Origin of the sequence: Bradyrhizobium sp. Cp5.3 (assembly GCF_000426265.1) — a bacterium.
GTDB lineage: Bacteria > Pseudomonadota > Alphaproteobacteria > Rhizobiales > Xanthobacteraceae > Bradyrhizobium > Bradyrhizobium neotropicale.
The window spans coordinates 121,476-146,447 of sequence record NZ_AUFA01000009.1 but is presented as its reverse complement, the minus strand read 5'-3'; the positions used below and the strand labels follow the sequence as shown (position 1 = coordinate 146,447).

Below are 24,972 nucleotides of genomic sequence, written 5' to 3'. Positions count from 1 at the left end.
ATGAAGCTCTCCGTCAACGGCGCCGAGGTGTTTGTCGCAACCGGCGGCCGCGAATTCGACAAGTCCCTCCCCGCGGTGGTGTTCATCCACGGCGCAGGCTTCGACCATTCGACCTGGGCGCTGCATACGCGCTGGTTCGCGCATCATGGTTTGGGCGTGCTGGCGCCGGACCTGCCCGGCCACGGCCGCTCGGCCGGCCCCTCGCTCTCCACCATCGCGGAGATGGCCGACTGGACCGCGGAACTGATCGACGCCGCCGGCGCGGCAAAGGCGCATCTGATCGGTCACTCCATGGGATCGCTGATCTCACTGGAGACCGCGGCGCGACATCCCGACAAGGTGTCCGCGCTGAGCTTGATCGGCACGGCCGCGACCATGACGGTCGGGCCGGATCTCCTGAAGGCCGCCGAAGCCAACGATCAGGACGCCATCGACATGGTCTCGATCTGGGGCCTCGGCTTCAAGGCCGAACTCGGCGGCAGCCTCGCGCCGGGCCTGTGGATGCATGGCGGCGCGCAAGCGGTGCTCAGGGATTGCGAGCCAGGCGTTCTGTTCAAGGACTTGTCCGCCTGCAATTCCTACGCGAATGCGCTCGCTGCCGCCGCGAGCGTGAAGGTGCCGACCACGCTCGTCCTCGGCGAGCGGGACATGATGACTCCGGCGAAGGCGGGCAAGGCACTCGCGGCCGCGATCCCGCACGCGAAGACCGTGGTGGTGCCAGGCGCGGGCCACATGATCCTGGCCGAGCGCCCCGACGAACTGCTGGCGGCGCTGAGGAACTGAGACGGATCAATCTTCCGCCTGATGCGTTGCGGTCAGACATCCCTGTGAAACTCAGAGGGAACTGACTCATGCCAAGACAGGAAGTCATTCGCAAAGCCAGACAGGACAAGCGTGCCGGCAAGTCGCCGAGCACGCAGGCCGGCGAATTCGTCAAGGACGAGATCGACAAGATCAGGAAGGGCAGGCACGGCGCGCGTTCGACACGCCAGGCCATCGCCATCGGGCTTTCCGAGGCGCGCCGCGCCGGCGTTGATCTGCCGCCGCCACGCAAGGGACAAACCAAGAAGTCCACGCGCCGCAGCGCCAAATATGCGTACGAGGCCGGTCAAGGCAAACGCCATCCGAAGAAGCGGCCGCGCGTGTCGCGGGTGGTGGAAGGCGTCCTGAAGAAGGAGCCGCGGTCGACCGCATCGCGCCGCGCGCTGTCGAAGCAGGGCAAGCGGGCCGCGAGCCGGCGCAGCGCCGCGTCGCGTTCGGCAGCCGCGCGGAAAGCGAGCCGCACCAAGGGTGCCAAGGCCCGCTCCGCCGCCGCGAAGAAGGCGGCGCGCACCAGAGCACGCCGCCGCAGCTGATCAGGCGCGCCGCCTCGCGTTCAGATAGCGAGAGATAGAGGGTTCGGCCGCCGGCTCCGCTCGGAGAACACCGCGCGCGCAGCGCGCTCAGCCTCGCGAGCCGAGCGGAACTGGCGGCCCTCGAGACTGTCGAACAGGCGCTCGGAGGAGAAGAAGCGGAAGCCGCGTGCCTCCCGGGTGACGATGCCGGCGGCGCGGTCGTGGATTTCGATGATGTAGGCTTGCGTATGTGCTTGGGACATGGCTGCTCGTTCGCCGCGGTTACGGCGTTCCTGTCGGTTGCTTGCGGTGCGGATTGCCAGGCGGCTGCGGTCAGCAACAACGACAGGCGCCGGTCGCCGCCGAGAAACAGCGTCGCATCATGCGCTTGTGCATGTCGCCCAAACTACGCTGGTAATCGGTTCTCATGTCGCGGCTTCGGCCCTGGGAGCAGTTTCGATACTTCGAATATCGAGCGATCGGCGCGATCGGTCAATGAAATGGCTATCCATATTTGCAGCCCGCGCATATCGGCGCTTCTCCCGGCGCAAGCGGCGGCAAATGGATTCATCTCGCGATGAATTCAATCCGGGCGACGCGCTGGCGTGGTAGCGTCTGGCCGGCTGGCGACGAACGAGAAGAAAGGTCGGGACATGGCAGACAGTCTGAAAGGGCGCACTGCGCTCGTTACCGGCGGCTCGCGCGGGATCGGCGCGGCGGTCTGTCGCGCGTTGGCCGAGGCCGGCGCGACCGTGGCGATCAACTGCCGCGAACGAATCGGACAGGCCGAGCAATTGGCGGACGAGATTAGCAAACGCGACCGCCGCGCGATGGCCGTGGCCGCCGACGTCTCGCAACGCGAGGCCGTCGCCGCAATGATCGAGCAGGTGACCGCCGAGCTCGGGCCGGTCGACATCCTCGTCAACAATGCCGGCATCGCCATCACGCGCGGCGTCGAAGATCTCACCGAGGACGATTTCGACCGCACGATCCTGACCAATCTGAAATCCGCCTTCCTGTGCACACAGGCGGTGCTTCCGGCGATGCGCGCGCGGAAATGGGGCCGCATCGTCAACATCTCCTCCGGCGCCGCGCGTGGCGCCGGCTCGATCGGCCCGCACTACAATGCATCGAAGGCCGGGATGGAGGGTCTCACGCGCGGCTATGCGGCGCGCCTGGTGAAGGACGGCATCACCGTCAACGCGGTGGCGCCGTCGCTGATCGAGACCGACATGATGAGCGGACAGCCACAACTCATCAGCCGCATCCCGCTCGGCCGCTTCGGCACCGCGGACGAGGTCGCGAAAGCCGCAATGCTGCTGGTCGATAACGCCTACATGACCGGACAGACGATCGCGCTGAGCGGCGGGATGGCGTTTAATTGAGCGCGAAGTGGCGCCTTCCTTCACCTCGCCCCGCTTGCGGGGAGAGGTCGGATCGCATCGTCAGATGCGATCCCGGGTGAGGGGGAGCTTCAGCGAGTCTTTCTCTCACCGTGTTTGCGGAGACAGCCCCTCACCCCAACCCTCTCCCCGTAAGGACGGGGAGAGGGAGAAGAGGCAGCGGGGAGAGGATAAGAAGGACTCACCACATCGTCGCCGCGGCGCGCTCGGGCCAGATGCGGTCGTACTCCTCGCCGCCGACCTTGTTCTGGCTCATCTCGGCGAGGATCTGGCCGGGTGTCGGCAGCGTCTTGGGATCGACGCGCTTGTCGGGATTCCAGAGGTCGGAGCGCACGATGGCGCGAGCGCACTGGAAATAGATCTCCTCCACACTCATCACCATCACGCTGCGCGGCGCCTTGCCGTCGACCTTGAACGAGGCCAGCAGATCGGGATCGACCGAGAGATGCGCGCGGCCGTTGACGCGGATCGCGTTGCCCGAGCCGGGGATCAAGAACATCAGCGCCACGCGTGGATCGCGCACGATGTTGCGCAGCGAATCGACCCGGTTATTGCCGCGGCGATCCGGCAGCATCAGCGTTCTGGAATCATGAATTCGGACGAAGCCCGGCAGATCGCCCCGCGGCGAGCAGTCGATGCCCTCCGGTCCGATGGTCGCAAGTGCTGCGAACGGCGCCTTCTCGATGAAGATGCGATAGAGCGGCGTGACGTGGTCGGCGACTTTCACGGTCGAGGCGTCGTTGGTGACGCCATAGATGGCTTCGAGTTGTTCGACCGTTTCAATCACCGACATTCCGCTCTCCTTGTTGCGCCCTAAGGCGCGATGAGATTGGGGTAAATCGTCATCGCGCTTTAGCTTGTTGTTTTGAGCATGATCTTTTCGGAAAACCGCGCACACTTTTCCGGATCATGCTCTACTGGCTCCAGCATTCGTTCCTGATCACACGCACGAGATGGCGACCGTGATACTCGGCGCTGCCGGCGTTGACGATGGTGACATCGGCCTGTGCCGCCGCGTCATCGACGTTGCGCGCCAGCCGCTGCGCGATGTTGCCGTCGCTAAGGCGCGCCCGCGCGGCGAGCCGCTCGGCCAACACGTCCGGCGGCGCGGTGATCGCGACCACCACGACATTGGCATAGGTGCTGCGCAGCACACCGATCACCGTGCGCGAGACGTTGACGACGACCGTGCGGCCGGCGCGGATGTCGTCGTTGATTTCGAGCGGCAGGGCGTAGGAATGCCCGTGCGCCTCCCAGTGCACGGCGAAGTCGCCATGGTCGAGCCCGCGCCGGAATTCATCGGCGCTGACAGCCACATTGTCCTCGGCCGCAGATGATTCCCGCGTCACGACGCGGCGCGGGAAGACGACATCGTGATCGTCGATGCAGGCCGCCTGCGCAAGCCGCAGCAGCGTGTCCTTGCCGGCGCCGCTGGGACCGACCACGAGCACAAGCCGCCCCGGCCCGATCGCCGCCACCGGATCCTGCGCAATCGTCACCGCCTCGCTCATGCGACGCGGCTCCCTTCGCGCCAGACGCTGCGAACCGCGGGAACGCGGCCGGTGACGTGCACGCGGATCAGGTCGGCGCGCTTGCCGACTGCGATTTCGCCGCGGTCTGAGAGGCCTACCGCATCCGCCGGAGCCTTGGTCACGGTGCGGATGGCCGCCGGCAGATCGATCGCCGGCACATGCTCCGGCAGTTGCAGCGCGGCCATCAGCAGGCTGGAAGGGATGTAGTCGGACGACAGGATGTCGAGCAGGCCTTCACGCGCGAGATCGACCGCGGCGATGTTGCCGGAGTGAGAACCGCCGCGCACGACGTTCGGCGCGCCCATCAGGATGTCGATGCCGGCCCGATGCAGGCCTCGCGCAGCCTCGAGCGTGGTCGGGAATTCCGCCACCGCGACGCGGTCGCGCAAGGCATCCGCGACGTTCTCCTCGGTGGTGTCGTCGTGGCTGGCGAGCGGAATGTTGCGCTCGTGCGCCAGCGCCACGATCGCGCGCATGTTGGCCGCGGCATAGGCCTTCTGATACTCGAAGCGCCGTGCGAACAATTCATCGAGCTCGGCGTCGGTCTTGCCGCCGCCCTTGCCGCGATAATAGTCGCGCAGCTTGACCTCGTCGCGGAACTGGCGCTGGCCGGGCGTGTGGTCCATCAGCGACATCAGCCGCACGTCGGGACGGTCGACCAGCTCCTTGGCCTCCTCGACCACGCTCGGCATCGGGATCTCGCAGCGCAGATGCAGGAAGTGATCGGCGCGCAGCAGATTGTTGTCGCGCGCGATGGAGATCGCCGCGGCGAGCGTGCCGGCGCGACCGTCGACTTCCTCCGCGCCGTCCTCGCGCCAGACGCGTAGCGAGTCGAGCACGGTGGTGATGCCCGACGTCGCGAGCTGGCCGTCATAGGAAAGCACGGCCGCAACGGGATCCCAGAATACCTTGGGGCGCGGCACATAATGCGCTTCGAGATGGTCGGTGTGGAGCTCGATCAGGCCGGGCGTGATCAGATCGCCGCCGGCGTCCTCGGCACCCGCGGGCGCCCTGCCCTCGCCGATCTCGGCGATGCGCCCGTCCGCGACGGCGACCCAGCCCTGCTCGATGACCCGGTCGGCCAGCACGACTCTGGCGTTGGCGATCACGGTTTCGTTCGGCTTCGCGTTCATTTCCATTCGTCCTTCAGGCCGCGGCGGCAAAGCTGGTGACGTCGACAATGCGGTCGGCGATCCGATGGCGGATCTCGTCGTCATGGACAATCGCAACCATGGCGACGCCCTGGCGCTTCTTCTCGCCGATCAGCTCGACCACGACCGCACGATTGGCGGCATCGAGCGAGGCGGTCGGCTCGTCGAGCAGCAGGATCGGCAGGTCCGAGATGAAGCCGCGCGCGATGTTGACGCGCTGCTGCTCGCCGCCGGAAAAGGTTGCCGGGGGAAGCTGCCAGAGCCGCTCAGGGATATTGAGACGATGCAACAGGACGCCCGCGCGCGCCTGCGCATCGGCCCGGCTCATGCCGTTCACGATGAGAGGTTCAGCGACGACGTCGATCGTCGCGACCCGCGGTACCGCGCGGAGGAACTGGCTGACATAACCGATGGTCGAACGGCGGATATTGAGGACCTGCCGCGGCTCGGCGGTGGCGAGGTCGATTAGCGCGCCACGGTGCCAGATACCGATACGGCCGGAGTCGCAGCGGTAGTTGCCGAAGATCATCTTCAGGATCGAGGACTTGCCGGCGCCGGAGGGGCCGGACAGCACAACGCATTCACCGGGCTCGACGCGGAAGGTCACGCCGCGCACCACCGGCAATTCGATGCCGCCCTGAAGGTGCATCGTAAAGGTCTTCTTCGCATCGGCGATGTCGATCATGGCGGTCATAGGCGGGCTCATGGCGGCAGAATCGAGGAAACGAGGAGCTGTGTATAGGGCTCGCGTGGATCGTCGAGCACCTGGTCGGTGAGACCGGTCTCGATGACGCGGCCGCCTTTCATCACCATCACGCGATGCGACAGCAATCGCGCCACCGCGAGATCATGGGTGACGATGACGACGGCGAGATGCAGCTCGGCGACGAGGTTGCGCAGGAGATCGAGCAGACGGGCCTGCACGGAGACATCGAGGCCGCCGGTCGGCTCGTCCATGAACACCAGCCGCGGCTCGGTGACGAGGTTGCGCGCGATCTGCAGGCGCTGGCGCATACCGCCGGAATAGGTGCGCGGCGCGTCGTCGATGCGCGCGACGTCGATCTCGACCCGCGTGAGCCAGTCGGACGCGGTGTCGCGGATGCGGCCATAGTGATTCCATCCGACCGCCATCAGCCGCTCGCCGACATTGGCGCCGGCCGAAACCGCCATGCGCAGGCCCTGCGCGGGATCCTGGTGCACGAAGCCCCAATCGGTGCGGAACAGGAAGCGCCGCTCGGCTTCGCCCAGCGTCGCAAGGTCACGCGTGACGCCGTCGCGCATCCGGTAGGACACCTGGCCGCCGCTTGGCGCGAGTTGGCCCGACAGCAACTGCAGCAGCGTCGACTTGCCGGAGCCGGATTCACCGACGATCGCCAGAACCTCGCCGGGATAGAGCGCGAAGGAGACGTCGCGACAGGCCGCGATGCGACCGTAGGACTTGCTCAGGGAGTCCGCGACCAGCAGCGGCTGATCGTTCTCGATCATGTCCTGGTCAGCCATTTGATTCCCCTTGCGCCCTCTCCTTGTACGGCGCGGCGCTCAGGCTGCCGTGATGGCCGGCGGCCTGGCGGCCCTCGCAATAGTCGGTGTCCGAGCAGACGAACATACGCCCGCCCTTGTCGTCGGTGACGACCTCGTCGAGGTAGGAGTTTTCCGCTGCGCATAGCGCGCAAGGCGCGTTGAAGCGATAGGGCTCGAACGGATGGTCCTCGAAATCGAGCGACACCACCTGCGTATAGGGCGGGATCGCATAGATGCGCTTCTCGCGGCCGGCGCCGAAGAGCTGCAGCGCCGGGCAATTGTCCATCTTCGGGTTGTCGAACTTCGGCGTCGGCGATGGATCCATCACATAGCGCGCGTTCACCTTCACCGGATAGGCATAGGCGGTCGCGATGTGGCCGAAGCGGGCGATGTCCTCATAGAGCTTCACATGCATCAGGCCGTATTCGGCGAGCGCGTGCATGCGCCGCGTCTCGGTCTCGCGCGGTTCGAGGAAACGCAGCGGTTCCGGGATCGGCACCTGATAGACCAGCACCTGATTTTCGTGCAGACCCGTCTCCGGGATGCGGTGACGGGTCTGGATCACGGTCGCCTCTTCCGTCGCGGTCGTCGTGGCAACGCTGGCGGTCTTGGCGAAGAACTTGCGGATCGAGATCGCATTCGTGGTGTCGTCGGAGCCCTGGTCGATCACCTTCAGCACGTCCTGGGGACCGAGGATCGCCGCAGTCACCTGCACGCCGCCGGTGCCCCAGCCATACGGCATCGGCATTTCGCGGCTGGCGAACGGCACCTGATAGCCGGGGATCGCGATCGCCTTCAGGATCGCGCGGCGGATCATCCGTTTGGTTTGTTCGTCGAGATAGGCGAAGTTGTAGGCGGGCGCGTTCATTCCGCGGCCTCCTTCATGGGCTCGGCTTCATTGGCCTCGGCGAATTCCTGGCGCAGCTTGCGCAGCAAGCCGAGCTCGGACTGGAAGTCGACATAATGTGGCAGCTTCAGATGCTCGACGAAGCCGGTCGCCTGGACGTTGTCCGAATGCGACATCACGAATTCTTCATCTTGCGCCGGTGCGAGCGCCTCCTCGCCGAGCTCGCGGGCGCGCAACGCGCGGTCGACCAGCGCCATCGACATGGTCTTGCGCTCGCTCTGACCGAAGGCTAGGCCATAACCGCGCGTGAAGCTCGGCGCTTCGGTGACCGAGCCCTTGAACTGGTTGACCATCTGGCACTCGGTGAGCTCGATCGCGCCGAGCGGCACCGCGAAGCCGACGTCCTCAGCCGCGAATTCGACCTCGACCTCGCCGAAGCGAATTTCACCGGCGAAGGGATGGTTGCGGCCGTAGCCGCGCTGGGTGGAATATCCCATCGCCAGCAGGAAGCCTTCGTCACCGCGCGCCAAATTCTGCAGGCGCAGATCGCGATCGGCCGGAAAATTCAGCGGCTCACGCGTAAGATCGGCGACACTTGCACCCACCTCGGCCTGGGGCGAGGATTCGATCAGCCCGTCGCGGCCGAGAATATCGGTTACGCGCGGCGTCGCCGCGGTCGAAGCTTCCGCCGTCGCTGGCGCTTCCGGCACAAATCCTTCCGCCAGCGTCGGATCGAGCAGGCGATGCGTGTAATCGAAGGTCGGCCCGAGAATCTGGCCGCCTGGAATGTCCTTGAAGGTCGACGACACCCGCCGCTGTACCCGCATGGCGCCGGTGTCGACCGGCTCGCTGGCGCCGAAGCGCGGCAAGGTGGCGCGGAAGGCGCGGACCAGGAAGATCGCCTCAATCAGATCGCCGCGGGCTTGCTTGATCGCGAGCGCCGCGAGTTCGCGGTCATAGAGCGAGCCCTCGCTCATGACGCGGTCCACGGCGAGGCCGAGTTGCTCGGAGATCTGGTCGAGCGTGACTTCCGGAACGCTCTGGTCGCCGCGCCGCGCATGCGCAAGCAGGCGATGGGCGTTCTCGATGGCGCGTTCGCCGCCTTTGACTGCGACATACATGCTTCTAGCTTCCCTTGTTCACGACACGCGTGGTGCGCGGGATCGCAACCACGGCCTCATCCGCCACCAGAACCACGTCGATGCCGCGTGGAAACAGCGCCTCATTGACGCGCAGCCGCTCGAACAGATCGGCGGGCCTTATCGCCGCCTGAAGCGTCGCGACGCCATCGATGCCCGGGCCGTGCAGCTCGAAGGCGCGTCCTGCCTCGAGGCTGTCGACCTGGAGGATCAATGTGGTCGAACGATCCGGATATTCGCTGGAGCCGAGCGCAAAGCGCTCAAGCGGCGGAAGCGCCAGACCGTCGGCGATCAAAGCAAATGCGGCGATCGAGGAATCCTGCACGACCGGCGCGCCGGTGTGGAACTTCAGCCACTTCACCACATCAAAGCTTTCCGACATCCGTGCATCGAGCCAGAGCGGCGTGTCGTGATCGAACAGCGTCAGCGCGATCGCGGCCGTGCCGCGCATCATCGGCCCGGGCGTTCCGGCCATCGGCACGATGCGCTGCACCGAACCCGGACGCGCCATTGCGTCCATGACCGAGCGAAAGGTCGATTGCGCCGACAAGACCTTGTCGGCGAATCCCGGCGGCAGTTCCGCAATCGTGGTCATGGCCTCACCCCTCACCGCGCACCATGGTGTAGAAATCAACCTTCGTCGCGGCCGTCTCTGCCGCCACTTTCTTGCGCCGCGCCAGAAGTTGTTCGCGCAGCGGCGCGATAACGTCCCGCTCGACGGCCGCGCCAAAATCCCTCGACTGCACCAGCGCGTCGCACAGCGCGATCAGCCTCACCTTCTCGCGGTCGCGCCCAAGGGTGTAGCCGAAGCCGACCTCGCCGCTCACGAGCCGCACCGCGGCACGCGATACCGTCGCTTCGCCGAGATTGAACGGGGCGCCGTCGCCGCCGATCCGGCCGCGCAACATCACCAGACCGTTCTCCGGCTCGCGCAGGTCCTGATGGTCAGGCAAAGCGAGAGAGCGGAGGCGAGCGGCGATCTCGCCCGCCTCCGCGTGCGCCAGCACGGCCATCGCGGCCTTGCGCTGGGCTTGCTGGTCGTTGTGTTGCGTCACCCGATCCACCGAACTTGCCGAATTCAAGTTGTCTATGATAATAGACAACTTGATACGGAAGCGCCATGACTGTTTCGTGACAAACGTGTGATTTCTGGGGTAGCCTACCGTCGACATGAGTATGCAGGACACCGCTTCTTCCGGAGTCGCGCTGTGGCGCCTGGTCGCCGATGGCATCGAGCGCGGCATCGCCGACGGCCGCTTTGCCGCCGGGGACAAACTGCCGGGCGAGATGGAGATCGCCGAAACCTATCGCGTGAACCGCCACACCGTGCGACGCGCGCTGGCCGCGCTTGCGGAGCGCGGCCTCGTGCGGGCCGAGCGCGGCAGCGGAACCTATGTCGAGGCACAGCGCCTCGCCTACCCGCTGCGCTCGCGCACGCGGTTTTCCGAGATCGTCGGCGCCGGCGGCCGCGAGCCACGCGGCCAGTTGATCGAAGCTTCGAAAGACGTCGCAACCCGTGAGCTCGCGCGGGAACTCGGCCTGAAGGTCGGCGCACCGCTCGTCCGGATCGAAGCTATTCGCCTCGCCGACCGCACGCCGATCTGTGTCTCCACCACCTGGCTGTCAGCAGAGCTGTTTCCGAACGCGGGCACCGTGTTCGCGGCCACGCGCTCGATGACAAAACTGCTGGAGCATTACGGCGTCCGCGACTACCAGCGCGGCGCGACCCGGATCACCGCCGGCATCGTCGACGCGACCGACGCCGCGCGGCTCGATCTGGCGCTCGGTCGGCCGATCCTGGTGGTCGACGCCACCGACCTCGATCTCGACGGCAAACCGCTGGTAACCAAGCACTCGCGCTTCGCGGCGGAGCGCGTGGAGTTCCTGGTGGAGAACGGGTGAGCTGCCTGTTCTCCCTCTCCCCGTTCCTACGGGGTCGCGACGAGCTTCGCTCGCGGTGAGAATCGTAGGGTTGGCAAAGGCGCGCCCTTCGCGCGCCGTGCCCACCATCTTTCCCGCGATGTCGACGTGAACGGTGGGCACGCTTGGCTTTGCCCACCCCACGGGGTCTGTGATCAGGCCACCGCGCGCCGCCCGATGATGGCGAAGCGGAGTTTTCCCGAGATGAAATCGATCGCGGCGACCGCGACCAGGATCATCAGGATCAGAAACGACACCTTCTGCCACTCCAGCACCCGGATCTGCTCGGCGAGTTGAAGACCGATGCCGCCAGCGCCGACGATGCCGATGATGGTGGCCGAGCGCGTGTTCGATTCGATGAAGTAGAGCACCTGGCCGGCGATCACGGGCAGCACCTGCGGCAGCAGGCCGAACCTGATCTCATGCAGCGCACTGCCGCCCGAGGCGCGGATGCCTTCGACCTGCTTCTGGTCGGCGCCCTCGATCGCCTCCGAGAACAGCTTGCCGAAGGCACCGAAATCCGACACCGCGATGGCGAGCACACCGGCAAACGGACCGAGCCCGACGACATTGATCCAGACCAGCGCCCAGATCAACGTATCGACGCCGCGGATCGAATCGAGGAAGCGCCGGACCGGAAAGCGAAAGATGTTCGACGGCACCACGTTGCGCGCGGCGAGCAGACTGACCGGAAGCGCAAACAGCGCGGCGAGCGTGGTGCCGAGCAGCGCGATCGACAACGTCTCGCCCAGCGCCTGCAGATATAGCGGCAGCGACGCACCGGGATCTGGCGGGATCATCATCATGCTGATCCAGCCGAGCTGGCTCAGCCCCGAGATGAGGCGCGACGGCGAAAAGTCGAGATCGACCAGGCCGAACACGAAGACGGCCAGAGCGGCGGCGAGCACCAGAGGCGTTGCGAGGTGTGCAGCGGCCGGCCGGTCGAACACATCGGGATAACGCGCGCGAAGCCGTGCGGTGTCGACCTCCTGAGGCTTGCTCACGTCCGCGCCTCCTTGCCGAACAGGCGGCCGCGCAGCCAGCCGGTCGTGATGTCGATGATGAAGACCGTCACGATGATGGTGAGCAGGATCGCGCTGACGTCCGAATAGTAGAACTTGCGGATGGCGACGACGAGCTCCTGACCGATGCCGCCGGCGCCGACGAAGCCCATGACGGAAGCCTCGCGGACGTTGATCTCGAAGCGCAGCAGGGCATAGCTGGCATAGCCGGCAGTAACCTGCGGCACGACGGCGAAGCGCATGCAGGAGAGCCAGCTCGCGCCGGTCGAGCGGATGCCTTCCACCGGCTTCATGTCGGCATTCTCGACGATCTCCGAGAACAGCTTGCCGAGCGCGCCGGTGGAGTGGATCGCAATCGCGAGCACGCCAGCCATCGGTCCGAGGCCGAAGGCAATGACGAAGATGAGCGCGAACACGATGCCCGGCACCGTGCGCGCGAATTCAAGCAGTCGACGCACGAGGAAGCGCAGCCAGGGCCCCGGCGAGGTGTTCTCCGCGGCGAAGAAGTTGAGCGCGAAGGCGAAGACGGCACCGATCAGCGTGCCAACATAGCTGATCAGCAGCGTCTCGCCGAGCATCCTCAGCCATTTGCGCCAGCCCCAGAGCCACTCGCCGACATCGGTCCAGACGCGCTGGCCGCTGTCGAGCGTGAGGATGCGGTCGAAATAGCTGACGAAGTTGCCGAAATAGGTGAAGAGCGTGCGCAGGTTCACTTCTGCGCCGATCGCCGACAGGATCAGGGCGGCGATGAACAGCGCGATTCCAAACAGGAGACGAAGCCGCTTGCGCGTGACCGCCTGGCGGTAGGCGGCATTCAGCGCGGCCAATTGCTGTTCGGGGAGGATCGAAACCGCGAGCGTCATTTGATCAGGAAACGTTGCCCGTCAAAAGAGAAGGAGCCGGGTCCATCGACCCGGCTCCAGTGCGTCGTCCCGAAACTCAGGACGCCTTCTTCTTACGCAGCGCATCGACGAACTTGATCAGCTCGATCGTGCCATCCCAATCCTTGGTGGTCGCGGGATGAAAACCCTTCTTTTGGCCGTCGGAGAGGCGCTCGAACGCCGCCTTGTCCTTGGTCGGCGCCTCGAAAAACGCCTTCGCGATCGCCGCCTTGGCGTCTTCCGGCAGGTCGGTGTTGTAGGCGTAGGGGCCGTTGATGATCGGCGCCGACTTGTGGATGATGCGGAAATCGTCCTTCTTCATCGCCGAACCGTCGGCGTTCTTCAGCATGCCCTTGGTCAGCATCTGCGCCAGCGTGGAATCATCGTCGCTGGTCCACTGGTTGGCCGCGACGTCCACCGTGCCCTGCGCCAGCGCCAGCATCGCGTTCTCATGGCTGCCCGTGAAGACGACCTTGCTGAAATAGGTGTCGGCGTCCGGAATGCCCATCTTGTCGAGCTCGAAGCGCGGCACGTTGTTGCCGGAGGTCGAGTTCGGATCGACGAGGCCGAGATTCTTGCCCTTGAGCTGATCGACGCTCTTGTAGGGGCTGCTCGCCTTGACGAAGAACACCGAGTAATAGCCGGTCGAGCCGTCGGCGTTGATGTCATTGGCGAAGGCGTCGGTCTTGACGCCGGTCAGGCGGGCGCGCGCGAACGATGCCGAGCCGTAGCTTGCGATGTGGATGTTGCCGGCGCGCTGGCCTTCGATCACGGCGGCATAGTCGTTGGCGATCCGCAGCGTGACCTTCACGCCGAGCTGCTTCGACAGATATTCCACGAACGGCGTCCAGCGCTCGGTGACGCCGGAGGCGTTTTCGGCCGGAACGACCGCGAAGGTGAGTTCGGGATATTTGGCTTTCCAGTCTTCGGCGGAGGCGGATCCGGCAAAGGCCAGCGCGGCGGCGCCGGCAAGGACTAGTCTGCGAGTGATCATGATACCCTCTTCATCGGTTGGGGTCGGTTGACGCAAAACTGAAAACGTAGGCGCGGGTTCAGGCGGCCGCCGCGGTCCCGAGCGCGGGGACGCCTGCGGGCGCCGGCACGGGCAGGCCGCCCATGACGTCGGCGGCTTCGAGGTCATAAAGCTCGCGCGCGACATGATCGGTCAGCGCGGACGGTGCGCCGTCGAACACCACGCGGCCCGCCGCCATGCCGATCAGGCGGTCGCAATAGCTGCGCGCCAGATCGAGCGAATGCAGGTTGCACAGCACGGTGATGCCGAAGTGCTTGTTGATGCGGAGCAGCGCATCCATCACGATCTTGGTGTTGCGCGGATCGAGCGAGGCGATCGGCTCATCGGCGAGAATGATGTCGGGCTGCTGGACCAGCGCGCGTGCGATCGCAACGCGCTGCTGCTGGCCGCCGGAAAGCTGGTCTGCACGCTGGGCGGCAAGCGAGGCGATGTCGAACTGCTCGAGCGCCGACATCGCCAGCGCCCTGTCCTGCTCGGGCCAGACCTGCGTGAGCGAACGCCAGGCAGGGATCGCCGCGAGTCGCCCCATCAGAACGTTGGTCAGCACATCGAGCCGGCCGACCAGGTTGAACTGCTGGAAGATCATTGCCGATCGCGCCCGCCAGTGCCGCAGCTCCTTGCCGCGCAGCGCGGTGACGTCGACGCCCTCGAACAGGATGCGACCCTGCGTCGGCGTCACGAGGCGATTGATGGTCCGCAGCAAAGTCGACTTGCCGGCGCCGGATCGTCCGATCACGCCAACGAAGCCGCCGGGGGAAATTTGAAACGAAGCGTCGTCCACCGCGGCTTTTGCGCCGAAGCGGCACGTCAGGCCTTCCACCACCAGCATGCAGTGCTCCAAAGTAGCTGGCTGCCACCGCTAACGCCGACGCTTGACACTTGTGTGACACGTGCGTGGCCGTGCGGCGATCCAACACACCTCGTCCCCTGTCATCATTGCGTCATGACGTTGTCATCGAGCCGCTCGAAGACGGACGCCCGCCCTCGCGCTTTCGGATGCAACATGGCCGCCAAAATGCTTTCGGTCGAACCGACCATTGATCCCTCGGCGAAGCTGCATGAGACGAGGCTCGGCGCCTACACCGAGGTCGGCGCGCGCACGATCCTGCATGAAGTGGCGATGGGCGATTACTCCTACGTCGTGAACGACGCGCAGATCACCTACACCACCATCGGAAAATTCTGCTCGATCGCGGCGATGACGCGCATCAATCCCGGCAATCATCCGATGCATCGCGCCACGCAGGCCCATTTCACCTATCGCTCGAGCGCCTACTTCGCGGGCGAGAGCGACGATTCCGAGTTCTTCGACTGGCGGCGCCAGCATCACGTCCATATCGGCCACGACGTCTGGATCGGCCATGGCGCGATCGTGCTGCCCGGCCGCAACATCGGCACCGGCGCGGTGATCGCGGCCGGCGCCATCGTCACCAAGGACGTGCCGGCTTATACTATTGTCGCAGGCAATCCGGCGCGGATCGTCCGGCGGCGTTTCTCGGAAGAGATCGCCGGACGGCTCGCCAGGCTCGCGTGGTGGGATTGGGATCACGACAAATTGCGTGAGGCCCTGCCCGATTTCCGCAAGCTCGGGATTGAAGATTTCCTGTCAACATACGAACCACGGGCGAGTTCCATTACAAGTTCTCTTGCCAGCCAACGAAGCGCGGTCGCGTGACAGACATTTTCCTTGAAGGTGGCCGGACCCTGATCGGCTCCGAGCTCGTCGAAACTTCACTTGCGGTGTCCGGACAGGACATTGCAGGGATCGATGCTCCTCGCGGCCGTGCCCGGCTTGCAATAAGCGCGCGCAACCTGCTCGTCCTGCCCGGCATCGTCGATCTGCACGGCGATGCCTTCGAGCGGCAGATGATGCCGCGCGCCGGCGTCGACTTTCCGATCGACGTCGCGCTCGCCGACAGCGACCGCCAGGCGATCAGCAACGGCATCACCACAGTGTTCCACGCCACGACCTGGTCGTGGGAGCCGGGCCTGCGCAGCGGCGACAATGCGCGGCGCCTGCTCGAGGCGATCGAGCGCCAGCGCCCGCAATTCGCCGCCGACACCCGCTTCCATCTGCGGCACGAGACCTACAATCTCGATGCCGAGACCGAGATCGGCCAATGGCTCGCCGAAGGACGTGTCGACCTGTTCGCCTTCAACGACCACATGGACGGCACCGTTGCCGACATGGCCAAGCCGCGCAAGCGCAACCGCATGGTGGAGCGCACGGCACTGTCGAACGAAGACTTCGACCGGCTGGTCGATCACGTGGTGTCGCGCGCCACTGAGGTGCCGGCCTCGATCGCGCGACTCGCTGCGGCTGCACGCGCTGCCGAGGTGAGGATGCTGTCGCACGACGACGGAACGCCGGCGATGCGCCGGGAATATCGCACCATGGGCGCGACGATCGCCGAGTTTCCGATCAATGAAGAGACGGCGCGGGACGCCGCTGCCAACGGCGACGCCATCGTCTACGGCGCGCCGAACGTCGTGCGCGGCGGTAGCCACACTGGCTGGACCAAGGCGTCTGACATGATCGCCAAGGGGCTCTGCTCCGTGCTGGCGTCGGACTATTATTATCCCGCGCCGCTGCTCGCCGCATTCCGGCTCGCCGCCGACGGCGTCTTGCCGCTCACCGAAGCCTGGAATCTGGTCTCGGCCGGGCCCGCGCACGCAACCGGTCTTGCCGATCGCGGCACCGTTGCGGAAGGACGGCGCGCCGACATCCTTCTCGTCGACGACACCGTGCCGCTGCGGCCGCGGCTCGTTGCGGTGATCGCCGCAGGCCGACTGGTGCACCTGACCGATGCGACACGATTGCTCGGCCCGGCGGCCACGCCGCGCGAAGCTGTCGTTGCGGCTTAGACCGGCTATGCTGAAGCAATGACAGCTTTCCCCCGCTACGCGATCTACTACGCCGCCGACGCCGACAGCGCCCTCTCGCGCTTTGGCGCCGAGCTGCTGGGCTATGACGCTCACTCCGGCAACGAGCTGCCCTTCCCCGAGGACGCACGGCGCGTCGCGCCGGACTGGCGCGACGTCAGCGCCGATCCCCGCAAATACGGTTTTCACGGCACGCTGAAGGCGCCGATGGCCTTGGCGCCCGGAAAGACCGAGGCCGAGCTCGCCGCGGCCTGCGCGACATTCGCCGCGAAGGTGCGGGCCATTCCGGTAATCCGCCCCGTCGTCGACTCCATCAGCGGCTTCATTGCCGTCATTCCGGCCGAGCCGGTCGACGCACTCCAGCAGCTTGCCGCCGATTGCGCGCGCGATTTCGACGCTTTCCGCGTCGCCCTGACTGCCGACGATCGTGCGCGGCGCAAGCCCGAGAAGCTCAGCGAGCGGCAGCGCGACTATCTCGACCGCTGGGGCTACCCCTACGTGATGGAAGAGTTCCGCTTCCACATGACGCTGACGGGACGGCTTGAAGCTGAGCGTCGCGGACCGATCCAGGAGATGCTGCGGTCGCGGTTTGCCGCGCTCAATCTCGACACGCTAGCGATCGATCGCCTCGCGCTGTTCAAGCAGGACGATGCGACGGCCCGCTTCCGCATCATCGGCGAGTGGGCCTTGACAGGGTAGACGTCAGCGCCAGCTCGCAACATTGAAAGCGAGCGCCACGGCGCCGACCAGAACGAGGCTGGCCGCCCAGATGGCATCGAGATTGAACCAGCTTCGCGCGACGAACCGCAATCCCAGATAGCGGTAGACCAGCCACGCCAGAGATCCGCCGGCGCCGATCATGGCGGCAACGTGCACCAGGGACACCAGCACGGCCATCGCGAGACTTGCCTTCATCAGCGCGCCGGCGGCCTCGTGGCCGGCATCGAGGTCGAAGGCCTGGCAGAGCCCGAGATAGATCGGCACGAGCATCAGGGCGGCGCCGTGAGCAATGGCGACCGCAAACGACCAGAGCGCCAATTGCGTCGGCGGAATTCGTGCCAGTGCGCGCGGATGGCGCCGCACGATCAGCCGATAGACGCCGAAGCCGATGACGAGAAGGCTTGCACTGATCTGGATCGAACGCTGCCACTCGGCCAGCACCAGCAGGAACGCGAATGGCAGCAGCACGAGAAGCGTTGCCAGCAGATGCCCGGCCGACAGGGCCCACAGCGCACGGAACAGCGCGCGCGGGCTCTTGTCCATGAGCCCGGCTGAAACGGCGAGCGGCCATCCCATCCCCGGATTGACCCCGTGATAGAGACCGCTCGCAACAAGCGCGAGCCACAGCCAGCCGAGCGTCGGGCTCGCGTGCCCCCAATCTAGGCCGACGGGTAGCAAAAGGAATCCGTCGAACAATCGCCGCCCTCCAGCCTGATCTGGTGCGCACGATATCCGTCGGGGAAGCTCACGAAATAGTCCTTGGCGAGCTCGAGGCCGCCGCTGCCACCGACATTGGCCATGACTTCGACGCCCGGCATCCCATCGGGATAGAACTGGTCGTCCCAGGTGGAATAGAGCGAATTGGTCCAGTACACGCGCCTGCCGTCGCGGCTGATCTCGACCATCTGCGGGCCACCTGCATATGCCTTGCCGTTCGGATGCGACGCGCGGCGCACGATGCCTCCGGTATGCACCGAGCCTGCAAGCTTGGGCTTTCTGGGATCGCTGACATCGTACTGGCGCATCTCGCCGGTGCCCCAACAGGAGACGTAGAGAAACCGATCGTCCATCGACAGATCGATGTCGGTCACCAGTGGCGGGACGGCACCAAACCCCTGCAAGAGCGGCGGAAGCTTCTCTTTGGCTGCGGGCTCCGGCGGGATGGTCGCCGTCTTCTCGGCATGGAAATTCCCGCCCTCGCGCCACCAGGTCCAGATCGAGCCTTCGAGATTGGTGGTGTCGACCACCACGCCGGCAAAGCCGTATTCGCGAACCGGATCGTGCGCGGGCCGTACCTCCAGCGCCATCTGATGATTGGCGCCGAGGTCGATCGTCTGCACGTTGCGCCGGGCGCGGAGATCCCAGAAGTGGAGACGATGGCCATATTTGTTCGACAGCAGGTCCTCCGGGACGATCCCGTTCTCGAACTGGGGCGGCAAGCCCCATTCGCTCGTCACCATGTAGTCGCGGGGCAGGTTCCACCAGAAATCATAGTGCAGCGTCTGCGGACCGCGATCGATCTCCCATCGTCCAAGTACCTCGAACGTCTCGCAATCCATGATGAAGACGCCCGGAGGCCCGTTGGTGCCGTCCTTGCCGCCGCCGCCCAGCGTGCTCACATAGACGCCGTCCGGCCCGCAATGGATGGTATGCGGTCGCGAATAGCCGGTCTTCTTGAAGACCTCCTCGGGTTCGATGATCTTGTGGATCTTGGCTTTGGTCGGATCGGGCTTGGTATCGATGATGTAGATCCGCGACGAGCGCAGCCCGGGGATGATGAGATAGCGCCGCTCGATGAAGGCGTGTCCCGCGAGCGGCGACAGCGCGGAGGAGCAGGCATTCCAGCCGAAGTGATGAAACTCGTCGCCCCTGTTGGGCATCGTCACGGTGTGGACGATCTGGCTGTAGGTTGGCGATCCCGGCTTGACGTCGACGACCGCCAGAGCGTCCGGCTTTGAGAAATCCGGACTGAGCAGCAGCGTATAGGCAAAGTTCTCCGCAGGAGCTTCCATCGCCAGCTTGGGCGATGCGTGAAAGGTCGGATCTGGCCTCATCGTCATGGCACTGCCTCCCTGTTTCGTCGGTTCGCGCCAACCTGGCTCGGGATAACGACATAATGAAGAGGTGTTGCGCGATGTCTTGAAAGTGCTCCGCAGGGCCCGGTTGGCCGGCATACAATACGTGATCGCCGGGCTGCAGAAAACCGGCCGAACCGCGCCAATTCGACGCCGTCGGCCGAGATGGTGCTCGAGTGCGCACCTCACCCTCCGTCGTCGTCCCGGCGAAGGCCGGGACGACGACGGAGGAATCTAAGGCCAGCAGAATAAGTGGCGCGCTACTTCCCCCACCGCAGCGCCAGCGCATCGCGCTCCTTGGCGAGTTCCAGCAAGCCCGCACGCGTTGCCGGATGCAGCGGTTGAAGCGGGTGCCGCACGGCATCCGACCTGATCACACCGCCGGCCTGCATCATGACCTTGCAGGCGACCAGGCCGCACTGGCGGTTCTCGTAGTTGATCAACGGCAACCAGCGCTCATAGGCGGCTTTCGCCTCCTCGCGCTTGCCGGCGAAATAAGGATCGATGATCTGGCGGATGCCGTCGGGATAGCCGCCGCCGGTCATTGCCCCGGTCGCGCCGGCATCGAGATCGGCGAGCAGCGTGATCGCTTCCTCGCCGTCCCAGGGCCCCTCGATGTCGCTGCCGCCCGCCTCGATCAGGCTCCTCAGCTTCGCAGCGGCGCCGGGCACCTCGATCTTGAAGTAACGGATGTTGGAGAACTCGCGCGCCAACCGCGCAAGCAACTCGACCGGGAGCGGCGTGCCCGCCACCGGCGCATCCTGGATCATGATGGGAATATTGATCGCATCCGAGAGCACGCGGAAGAATTCGACGATGCCCTTCTCGGGCACCCGGAACGTCGCGCCGTGATAGGGCGGCATGACCATCACCATGGCCGCACCCGCAGCTTCAGCCTGCTTGCTGCGCGCGGCGCAGACGGCCGAGCTGAAATGGCTGGTGGTGACGATGACGGGAACCCGCCCCGCAACATGCTCCAGCACCGCATGCATCACGGTTTCCCGTTCGGCATCGGTGAGCACGAACTGCTCGGAGAAATTGGCGAGGATGCAGAGGCCGTTCGAGCCGGCATCGATCATGAAATCGATGCAGCGGCGCTGGCCCTCGAGATCGAGCTCGCCGCGATCGTCGAAGATGGTGGGCGCGACCGGGAACACGCCGCGATAGGGGCGCTGGGCCTTGGGTGTTGGCGTGACCGGCATCGAACTCTCCATCCCTGATGATCTCGTAACTCTGTCGCAGCGCGCGCTTGGCGCGGCGGCACAGATGTACTCGGGGCGAGGACCTGCGGCAATGCCGATCCGCGCACCAATGGGACGGAGAAATATTGTGGCTAAGCGGTCTTCACTGCCCCGAGGAAGCCCTCGACCGCGACGCGGAGGCGGTCGGCATCGACCGACATCTTCCTGACCGATTCGAACAGCACGTTTCCGGCATTGCCGGTCTCGCGGTTGAGGCTGGCGACGCTGCCGATGGTGTCGGTGACCTCGCGGGTGCCTTGTGCAGCCTGCTGGAAGTTGCGCGAGATCTCGGTGGTCGCCGCACGCTGTTCTTCGACGGCGGCGGCAATCGCCGTCATCTTCTCGTCGATGCCGCTGATGGCGCCGCCGATGGATCGGATCGCGGCAACCGCCTGCCCCGTAGCGCCCTGGATCTCCTCGACCTGCCGCGAGATCTCTTCCGTCGCGGTCGCGGTCTGCGCCGCAAGGCTCTTGACCTCGCCGGCGACGACGGCAAAGCCGCGGCCGGCTTCACCGGCGCGCGCCGCCTCGATGGTCGCATTCAGCGCCAGGAGGTTGGTCTGGCCGGCGATGGCATTGATCATCTTCACGACTTCGCCGATACGGCTCGCGGTCTGGTCGAGGATCTCGACCGTCGCGTTGGTCTGCTCGGCCTGCGACACCGCTTCGCGCGCCTCGCGTGCGCTCGCCTGCACCTGCGCGGAGATTTCGCCGACGGAGGCGGAGAGCTCTTCGGTCGCAGCCGCGATGGTTTCGAGATTGTTGGTGGCCTGCTCGGCGGCGGAGGAGACCGCCGCGGTCCGGCTGCTCGATTCCGAAACCAGCGAACGCATGCCCGTCGCCGTGGCATCAAGCTCCTTGGCCGATGCCGCAACACTCTGAATGACGGCCTGCACGGTGTCGTCAAAGCTGTGGCAGGCGGCATCGACGGTGCCGGAGCGCGCGAGCTGCAAGGCTTGCTGCGATTCGCGCTCCTGGCCCAGCCGCTCGGCGGTCGCCGCGCTCTCGCGCAGGCTTTCGAGCGCAGCTGCCATGGTGCCGAACTCGTCGGGATATTTCGACTGCGGAACCGAGGTCGCAAAATCACGCGCGCCGATGCGCGCGATGGCGTCCAGGATGGCGCGGACCGGGCGGACCAGGCGACTACGCACCACGAACACGCCGGCCAGAGTCACGGCCAGCGCAAGCAGGAACGCGAGCGACTGCACGACGAGGTTGGTGAGAGCCCTCTCCCGAACCGTCTCCGCGCGCGCGATCGACTGGTCCAGCGCCTCGTTCGCCACAGCGACGATCGGCGCAAACGGCGACTGGCAGAGCGCGTTCCATTCCGACGCAGGCAGCGCCGGACGACCACTGCCGTCGAGATTCCTGGTGAGGTCACCGATCTGCTTGAGAACGCCGTCGGTCTTGACCCGTGCGGCCTTCGCCGCGTTGACCAGTTCCGGCGTCACGTCAGGCGCGGCCAGGAGCTCGCCCATACCGGTCCAGCCGGCGCTAACGATGCCGTTCCAGCCGGCAACGGTCTGCTTCTGGGCCTCGTCGAGCGGCTTGCTGCTGTTGATATTGGGGCGCAGCGTCGAGCATTGGATGCCGTAGCGATCACGCACCTGCCAGGCGAGGCGGCGGACCTGAATCATGCGAGCGATGAAAGGGTCGTTCATCCAGGCGCGGTTCGACACCGCCGTGGATGCCAGGTTCGCGGTGTCGATGACCTTGGTGACGGCATCGTACCAGGCGCCGGTCCGCTCCATCTTGCGCTCGGCACGCGGGTGCCTCGCCTCGTCATAGAACAGCTGGAATTGCGGCGCGGCTTCGTTCCAGCGCTGCTTCAGCGTGCTCGCGAGCTCGTCGCGCCCGGCAAATTCGATGGTGGAAAGCGCCGCGACGATGGCCTCAAAGCCCGCCTGCTCGGCCTTTTCGGCTTCGCCGAGCTTGGTGCGCGGATCGTCCTCGCCGAGCAATGCGCTCTGGGCGTCGCCGCGATTGTTGCGCAGTGACAGCACGCCATGGAAGATTGCCTTGTCGGCAGCCGCCAGTCGTCCGGTCTCGAGGCTGTCGCGATAGCGGCCGAAGGCGCCGGCCATTTGGATCGCAGTGCTGGTCAGGGCCCCGACGGCCAGCAAGGCCATCAAAACCAGAAGGAGCGTGCTTACCGATTTCTTAAACATTGCCATGCGCAAGGGGCCAAGTCTTCACTGGTGGCCACCTTGCATCGCGACATGCCAACGTTTCGTTAAGGTTTCAATCGAATTGCGGACAACTCCCGATCTCCCGGCGCTTCAGGCCTCGGACATCATGCGACTTTGGTGAAATCGGGCGGACGGCGCTCGGCGAAGGCCGTGAATGCTTCGCGCGCCTCGGCCGTGCGGAGGCGCTGCGCGAACTGCTCGCCCTCCGCATTCATCTGCGCGACCAGGGCCTCGCCGTTGCGCATCAGCCGCTTGGTGGCGGTGAGCGCGCCGGCCGGCTGGCGAGCCAGGCGCTGGGCCAGCGCGAGCGCTTCGGCGTCGAGCTTGTCGAGCGGCACGACGCGATTGGCCAAGCCCCATTCCAGCGCAGATTTGGCAGGGACAGTTTCGCCCAGCGCGAACATTTCATAGGCACGTGCGTAGCCGATGCGCGCCGGCATCAGCAGGCTCGAGGCCGCTTCCGGCACCAGCGCCAGGCTGACGAACGGCGTCGACAATTGCGCATTGTCGGCGAGCACGACGAGGTCGCAATGCAGCAGCATGGTGGTGCCGACGCCGACGGCCCGGCCCTGCACGGCAGCGACCAGCGGGCGGGTGCAGCGCGCCAGCGACTGGATGAAGCGCACAACGTTGCGGCTGCCTTCGGACTTGCCGCTCGCCACCGCCGCGAACTCTCCCACATCGTTGCCGGCAGTGAACATGTCGCCTTCCCCGCGGATCAGCAGCACGCGCACTGAGGTATCGGATTCGGCGGATTCGATGGTATCGGCGAGCTTGCCGTACATCGCATCCGTCAGCGCGTTCTTCTTGTCGGGACGCGCCAGGGTGAGAGTGAGAATTCCGCCGCTGTTCTCGATCCGCACTTGCTCGGCCATTGGTCTGCTCCTCTTATTCCTCTGGGCTTCTTGGAAACTTGTCCTGAATGCTCGTCAGCCAGCGCGCGACGACGTCGATCTCCGCGCTGGTAAATCCTTGCGTCAGCGCCGCATTGACCTCCGCCGCGGCGGCCTTGGCCTGCGCCAGCGCAGAGCGGCCCTTCGGCGTCAGCCACACGCGCCAGGCCCGACCGTCCTCGCGATCGGCCCGCCGCTCGACCAGCTTGGCGGCGGCCGAGCGGTCGACGAGACCGGAAATGCCGGCCGGCCCGAGATCGAGCGCAGCCCCCGCCTCGCCCATCAGGATGCCATCCTGCCTGCCAAGGATGAACAACAGACCCGCCTGCGCCGGCGTCACCTCGCCTTCGGGCTGCGACGCCATCCAGCGCTGCAGCCGCCGCTGCGCGACGCTCAACAGGTAGATCAGCCGGTGATGCCTCGGCGCGCTCACGCGCCCACCAATTTACTTCGCATACGAAATATATAGCCCGACGCGACAGGATTGTCAAAGAGCGGCGGCCGCTAGGGCGATTTCGCGCGACAGCCGTCGAGGAACAGCGCGGCACAGACGCGCACGCGCCGCTGGATGTCCTTGCGCGACGGCAAAGGCACGCCGCCGAAGATCGCGGCACGCTGCGGCGCCGAGGCAATCATGCCGATCAAGATGCCGGCAACTTCCTCGACATCGTCGATCGCAATGCGCTTGCGCTTGACCTGGGCGCGCAGCCAGCCGGCGAGCGCGGCGACCGTGCGCATGATGCCGTTCTTGTAGAAGGTCGCGGCGAGCTCGGGGAATTCGGCGGACTCCTGCAAGATGATGCGCTGAAGCGCGACGACTTCGGGATCGAGCGCGAGATCGGCGCAGGCGAGCAGCGCCGCGCGCAGGCCCGTTTCGATATCGACCTCGTCGTTCGCCTGGAGATGGACGTCTGAGAGCAGCCGCTCGAGCCGATCCGCGCACATGGCCTCGAACAATGCGGCCTTGCCCGGAAACAACCTATAGAGCGTCTTGGTGGAGATGCCGGCGCGGCGCGCCAGTTCTTCGGTGCTGGTCGCGGCGTAGCCGTCGACGGCGAAAGCGTGCCGGGCGGCGTCGAAAACGATCTGCTTCGTCTCCTCGTCGCTGCGCAGTTGCGGTCGCCCGCGCGGGCGGCATTCCCTTGAAGAACTTGCCGCTGAAGATTTTGCCTGAGCCATGTTTTTACA

At 65.7% G+C, this 24,972-nt stretch carries 28 protein-coding genes; 7 read left to right on the top strand and 21 right to left on the bottom strand.

Translation table 11 applies throughout. From position 1 onward, the window contains the following. Together K289_RS0114640 and K289_RS0114635 are read left to right on the top strand one after the other, a co-directional pair. A complete protein-coding gene (locus tag K289_RS0114640; RefSeq protein ID WP_027552213.1) occupies window positions 1–783 on the top strand; it encodes an alpha/beta fold hydrolase in 783 nt (260 codons plus the stop codon). Between the two features lie 68 nt (window positions 784–851). Continuing rightward, on the top strand, window positions 852–1,355 hold the full coding sequence (locus tag K289_RS0114635) for a DUF6496 domain-containing protein (protein ID WP_027552212.1): 504 nt from the start codon (window positions 852–854) through the stop codon (window positions 1,353–1,355). Window positions 1,356–1,375: 20 nt separating this feature from the next. Here the strand turns inward: K289_RS0114635 and K289_RS0114630 are convergent, their stop codons facing one another. Further along, window positions 1,376–1,597, bottom strand: a complete 222-nt coding sequence (locus K289_RS0114630) for a hypothetical protein (protein ID WP_027552211.1) — start codon at window positions 1,595–1,597, stop codon at window positions 1,376–1,378. A gap of 390 nt (window positions 1,598–1,987) precedes the next feature. Here K289_RS0114630 and K289_RS0114625 point away from each other — a divergent pair, with 390 nt between their 5' ends. Next, window positions 1,988–2,719: an SDR family NAD(P)-dependent oxidoreductase gene (locus tag K289_RS0114625; protein ID WP_027552210.1), complete on the top strand. Its 732-nt coding sequence runs from the start codon at window positions 1,988–1,990 to the stop codon at window positions 2,717–2,719. 199 nt (window positions 2,720–2,918) lie between these two features. On the opposite strand, the gene K289_RS0114620 is transcribed toward K289_RS0114625, so the two are convergent. The 9 genes from K289_RS0114620 to phnG all read right to left on the bottom strand — a co-directional run bounded on the left by K289_RS0114620 (window position 2,919) and on the right by phnG (window position 9,991). Next, entirely contained in the window at window positions 2,919–3,530 is a 612-nt protein-coding gene (locus tag K289_RS0114620) for a pyridoxamine 5'-phosphate oxidase family protein (RefSeq protein WP_027552209.1), read from the bottom strand. A gap of 121 nt (window positions 3,531–3,651) precedes the next feature. After that, window positions 3,652–4,248: a phosphonate metabolism protein/1,5-bisphosphokinase (PRPP-forming) PhnN gene (gene phnN, locus K289_RS0114615; protein WP_027552208.1), complete on the bottom strand. Its 597-nt coding sequence runs from the start codon at window positions 4,246–4,248 to the stop codon at window positions 3,652–3,654. Then, window positions 4,245–5,402 (bottom strand): alpha-D-ribose 1-methylphosphonate 5-triphosphate diphosphatase, encoded by a 1,158-nt coding sequence (locus tag K289_RS0114610; RefSeq protein ID WP_027552207.1) that lies wholly within the window; start codon window positions 5,400–5,402, stop codon window positions 4,245–4,247. The genes phnN and K289_RS0114610 overlap by 4 nt, the downstream gene beginning before the upstream one ends. 13 nt (window positions 5,403–5,415) lie before the next feature. Further along, window positions 5,416–6,114, bottom strand: coding sequence for a phosphonate C-P lyase system protein PhnL (gene phnL / locus K289_RS0114605; protein ID WP_027552206.1), 699 nt, complete (start codon window positions 6,112–6,114; stop codon window positions 5,416–5,418). An 8-nt stretch (window positions 6,115–6,122) separates the two neighbouring features. Continuing rightward, window positions 6,123–6,920: a phosphonate C-P lyase system protein PhnK gene (phnK, locus tag K289_RS0114600; protein WP_027552205.1), complete on the bottom strand. Its 798-nt coding sequence runs from the start codon at window positions 6,918–6,920 to the stop codon at window positions 6,123–6,125. Next, entirely contained in the window at window positions 6,913–7,809 is an 897-nt protein-coding gene (locus K289_RS0114595) for an alpha-D-ribose 1-methylphosphonate 5-phosphate C-P-lyase PhnJ (RefSeq protein ID WP_027552204.1), read from the bottom strand. The genes phnK and K289_RS0114595 overlap by 8 nt, the downstream gene beginning before the upstream one ends. After that, window positions 7,806–8,909, bottom strand: coding sequence for a carbon-phosphorus lyase complex subunit PhnI (locus K289_RS0114590; RefSeq protein ID WP_027552203.1), 1,104 nt, complete (start codon window positions 8,907–8,909; stop codon window positions 7,806–7,808). The genes K289_RS0114595 and K289_RS0114590 overlap by 4 nt, the downstream gene beginning before the upstream one ends. A gap of 4 nt (window positions 8,910–8,913) precedes the next feature. Further along, window positions 8,914–9,522, bottom strand: a complete 609-nt coding sequence (gene phnH / locus K289_RS0114585; RefSeq protein WP_027552202.1) for a phosphonate C-P lyase system protein PhnH — start codon at window positions 9,520–9,522, stop codon at window positions 8,914–8,916. Window positions 9,523–9,526: 4 nt separating this feature from the next. Beyond that, window positions 9,527–9,991 (bottom strand): phosphonate C-P lyase system protein PhnG, encoded by a 465-nt coding sequence (phnG, locus tag K289_RS0114580; protein ID WP_027552201.1) that lies wholly within the window; start codon window positions 9,989–9,991, stop codon window positions 9,527–9,529. Between the two features lie 106 nt (window positions 9,992–10,097). On the opposite strand from phnG, the gene phnF reads away from it, so the two are divergent. Then, window positions 10,098–10,829 (top strand): phosphonate metabolism transcriptional regulator PhnF, encoded by a 732-nt coding sequence (gene phnF / locus K289_RS0114575; RefSeq protein ID WP_027552200.1) that lies wholly within the window; start codon window positions 10,098–10,100, stop codon window positions 10,827–10,829. Between the two features lie 173 nt (window positions 10,830–11,002). On the opposite strand, the gene phnE (K289_RS0114570) is transcribed toward phnF, so the two are convergent. The 4 genes from phnE (K289_RS0114570) to phnC form a co-directional block, all read right to left on the bottom strand. Then, window positions 11,003–11,851 carry a phosphonate ABC transporter, permease protein PhnE gene (phnE, locus tag K289_RS0114570; protein ID WP_027552199.1) on the bottom strand — a complete coding sequence of 283 codons (849 nt, stop codon included), beginning with the start codon at window positions 11,849–11,851 and terminating at the stop codon, window positions 11,003–11,005. After that, complete coding sequence (gene phnE, locus K289_RS0114565) at window positions 11,848–12,732, bottom strand: phosphonate ABC transporter, permease protein PhnE (protein ID WP_027552198.1); 885 nt, start codon at window positions 12,730–12,732, stop codon at window positions 11,848–11,850. The genes phnE (K289_RS0114570) and phnE (K289_RS0114565) overlap by 4 nt, the downstream gene beginning before the upstream one ends. A 76-nt stretch (window positions 12,733–12,808) precedes the next feature. Continuing rightward, window positions 12,809–13,744 (bottom strand): phosphonate ABC transporter substrate-binding protein, encoded by a 936-nt coding sequence (phnD, locus tag K289_RS0114560; protein ID WP_027552197.1) that lies wholly within the window; start codon window positions 13,742–13,744, stop codon window positions 12,809–12,811. Window positions 13,745–13,802: 58 nt separating this feature from the next. Beyond that, window positions 13,803–14,612: a phosphonate ABC transporter ATP-binding protein gene (phnC, locus tag K289_RS0114555; protein WP_027552196.1), complete on the bottom strand. Its 810-nt coding sequence runs from the start codon at window positions 14,610–14,612 to the stop codon at window positions 13,803–13,805. A 174-nt stretch (window positions 14,613–14,786) separates the two neighbouring features. On the opposite strand from phnC, the gene K289_RS0114550 reads away from it, so the two are divergent. The 3 genes from K289_RS0114550 to K289_RS0114540 are packed head-to-tail and all read left to right on the top strand — an operon-like array spanning window position 14,787 to window position 17,365. Then, a complete protein-coding gene (locus K289_RS0114550; RefSeq protein WP_027552195.1) occupies window positions 14,787–15,458 on the top strand; it encodes a chloramphenicol acetyltransferase in 672 nt (223 codons plus the stop codon). After that, window positions 15,455–16,648 (top strand): alpha-D-ribose 1-methylphosphonate 5-triphosphate diphosphatase, encoded by a 1,194-nt coding sequence (locus tag K289_RS0114545; protein ID WP_027552194.1) that lies wholly within the window; start codon window positions 15,455–15,457, stop codon window positions 16,646–16,648. The genes K289_RS0114550 and K289_RS0114545 overlap by 4 nt, the downstream gene beginning before the upstream one ends. Window positions 16,649–16,666: 18 nt before the next feature. Then, window positions 16,667–17,365, top strand: coding sequence for a DUF1045 domain-containing protein (locus K289_RS0114540; RefSeq protein ID WP_027552193.1), 699 nt, complete (start codon window positions 16,667–16,669; stop codon window positions 17,363–17,365). Window positions 17,366–17,368: 3 nt separating this feature from the next. Here the strand turns inward: K289_RS0114540 and K289_RS0114535 are convergent, their stop codons facing one another. The 7 genes from K289_RS0114535 to K289_RS0114505 form a co-directional block, all read right to left on the bottom strand. After that, window positions 17,369–17,962, bottom strand: coding sequence for a hypothetical protein (locus K289_RS0114535; protein WP_156917992.1), 594 nt, complete (start codon window positions 17,960–17,962; stop codon window positions 17,369–17,371). An 83-nt stretch (window positions 17,963–18,045) separates the two neighbouring features. Continuing rightward, on the bottom strand, window positions 18,046–19,446 hold the full coding sequence (locus K289_RS0114530) for a selenium-binding protein SBP56-related protein (RefSeq protein ID WP_027552191.1): 1,401 nt from the start codon (window positions 19,444–19,446) through the stop codon (window positions 18,046–18,048). 275 nt (window positions 19,447–19,721) lie between these two features. Further along, the gene (locus K289_RS0114525) at window positions 19,722–20,663 is read right to left on the bottom strand and encodes a dihydrodipicolinate synthase family protein (RefSeq protein WP_027552190.1); all 942 of its coding nucleotides are present in this window, start codon (window positions 20,661–20,663) and stop codon (window positions 19,722–19,724) included. A gap of 131 nt (window positions 20,664–20,794) precedes the next feature. After that, window positions 20,795–22,876 (bottom strand): methyl-accepting chemotaxis protein, encoded by a 2,082-nt coding sequence (locus K289_RS0114520; RefSeq protein ID WP_027552189.1) that lies wholly within the window; start codon window positions 22,874–22,876, stop codon window positions 20,795–20,797. A 119-nt stretch (window positions 22,877–22,995) separates the two neighbouring features. Then, a complete protein-coding gene (locus K289_RS0114515; RefSeq protein ID WP_027552188.1) occupies window positions 22,996–23,766 on the bottom strand; it encodes an enoyl-CoA hydratase in 771 nt (256 codons plus the stop codon). A gap of 13 nt (window positions 23,767–23,779) precedes the next feature. Next, complete coding sequence (locus K289_RS0114510) at window positions 23,780–24,148, bottom strand: MarR family winged helix-turn-helix transcriptional regulator (RefSeq protein ID WP_198024712.1); 369 nt, start codon at window positions 24,146–24,148, stop codon at window positions 23,780–23,782. Between the two features lie 140 nt (window positions 24,149–24,288). Then, window positions 24,289–24,963, bottom strand: a complete 675-nt coding sequence (locus tag K289_RS0114505; RefSeq protein ID WP_027552186.1) for a TetR/AcrR family transcriptional regulator — start codon at window positions 24,961–24,963, stop codon at window positions 24,289–24,291. Window positions 24,964–24,972 lie beyond the last annotated feature (9 nt).

Bases quoted from the DNA above. Each gene is read 5' to 3' on its own strand.
- K289_RS0114595 (WP_027552204.1), bottom strand. From the start codon at position 7,809: ATGAACGCGCCCGCCTACAACTTCGCCTATCTCGACGAACAAACCAAA.
- K289_RS0114505 (WP_027552186.1), bottom strand. From the start codon at position 24,963: ATGGCTCAGGCAAAATCTTCAGCGGCAAGTTCTTCAAGGGAATGCCGC.
- K289_RS0114640 (WP_027552213.1), top strand. From the start codon at position 1: ATGAAGCTCTCCGTCAACGGCGCCGAGGTGTTTGTCGCAACCGGCGGC.
- K289_RS0114525 (WP_027552190.1), bottom strand. From the start codon at position 20,663: ATGCCGGTCACGCCAACACCCAAGGCCCAGCGCCCCTATCGCGGCGTG.
- phnN (WP_027552208.1), bottom strand. From the start codon at position 4,248: ATGAGCGAGGCGGTGACGATTGCGCAGGATCCGGTGGCGGCGATCGGG.
- phnC (WP_027552196.1), bottom strand. From the start codon at position 14,612: ATGCTGGTGGTGGAAGGCCTGACGTGCCGCTTCGGCGCAAAAGCCGCG.
- K289_RS0114635 (WP_027552212.1), top strand. From the start codon at position 852: ATGCCAAGACAGGAAGTCATTCGCAAAGCCAGACAGGACAAGCGTGCC.
- K289_RS0114550 (WP_027552195.1), top strand. From the start codon at position 14,787: ATGGCCGCCAAAATGCTTTCGGTCGAACCGACCATTGATCCCTCGGCG.
- K289_RS0114630 (WP_027552211.1), bottom strand. From the start codon at position 1,597: ATGTCCCAAGCACATACGCAAGCCTACATCATCGAAATCCACGACCGC.
- phnH (WP_027552202.1), bottom strand. From the start codon at position 9,522: ATGACCACGATTGCGGAACTGCCGCCGGGATTCGCCGACAAGGTCTTG.
- K289_RS0114625 (WP_027552210.1), top strand. From the start codon at position 1,988: ATGGCAGACAGTCTGAAAGGGCGCACTGCGCTCGTTACCGGCGGCTCG.
- K289_RS0114620 (WP_027552209.1), bottom strand. From the start codon at position 3,530: ATGTCGGTGATTGAAACGGTCGAACAACTCGAAGCCATCTATGGCGTC.
- phnF (WP_027552200.1), top strand. From the start codon at position 10,098: ATGAGTATGCAGGACACCGCTTCTTCCGGAGTCGCGCTGTGGCGCCTG.
- K289_RS0114520 (WP_027552189.1), bottom strand. From the start codon at position 22,876: ATGGCAATGTTTAAGAAATCGGTAAGCACGCTCCTTCTGGTTTTGATG.
- phnD (WP_027552197.1), bottom strand. From the start codon at position 13,744: ATGATCACTCGCAGACTAGTCCTTGCCGGCGCCGCCGCGCTGGCCTTT.
- K289_RS0114590 (WP_027552203.1), bottom strand. From the start codon at position 8,909: ATGTATGTCGCAGTCAAAGGCGGCGAACGCGCCATCGAGAACGCCCAT.
- K289_RS0114530 (WP_027552191.1), bottom strand. From the start codon at position 19,446: ATGACGATGAGGCCAGATCCGACCTTTCACGCATCGCCCAAGCTGGCG.
- K289_RS0114515 (WP_027552188.1), bottom strand. From the start codon at position 23,766: ATGGCCGAGCAAGTGCGGATCGAGAACAGCGGCGGAATTCTCACTCTC.
- K289_RS0114535 (WP_156917992.1), bottom strand. From the start codon at position 17,962: ATGGGATGGCCGCTCGCCGTTTCAGCCGGGCTCATGGACAAGAGCCCG.
- K289_RS0114510 (WP_198024712.1), bottom strand. From the start codon at position 24,148: ATGGCGTCGCAGCCCGAAGGCGAGGTGACGCCGGCGCAGGCGGGTCTG.
- K289_RS0114540 (WP_027552193.1), top strand. From the start codon at position 16,667: ATGACAGCTTTCCCCCGCTACGCGATCTACTACGCCGCCGACGCCGAC.
- K289_RS0114610 (WP_027552207.1), bottom strand. From the start codon at position 5,402: ATGAACGCGAAGCCGAACGAAACCGTGATCGCCAACGCCAGAGTCGTG.
- phnL (WP_027552206.1), bottom strand. From the start codon at position 6,114: ATGACCGCCATGATCGACATCGCCGATGCGAAGAAGACCTTTACGATG.
- phnE (WP_027552198.1), bottom strand. From the start codon at position 12,732: ATGACGCTCGCGGTTTCGATCCTCCCCGAACAGCAATTGGCCGCGCTG.
- phnK (WP_027552205.1), bottom strand. From the start codon at position 6,920: ATGGCTGACCAGGACATGATCGAGAACGATCAGCCGCTGCTGGTCGCG.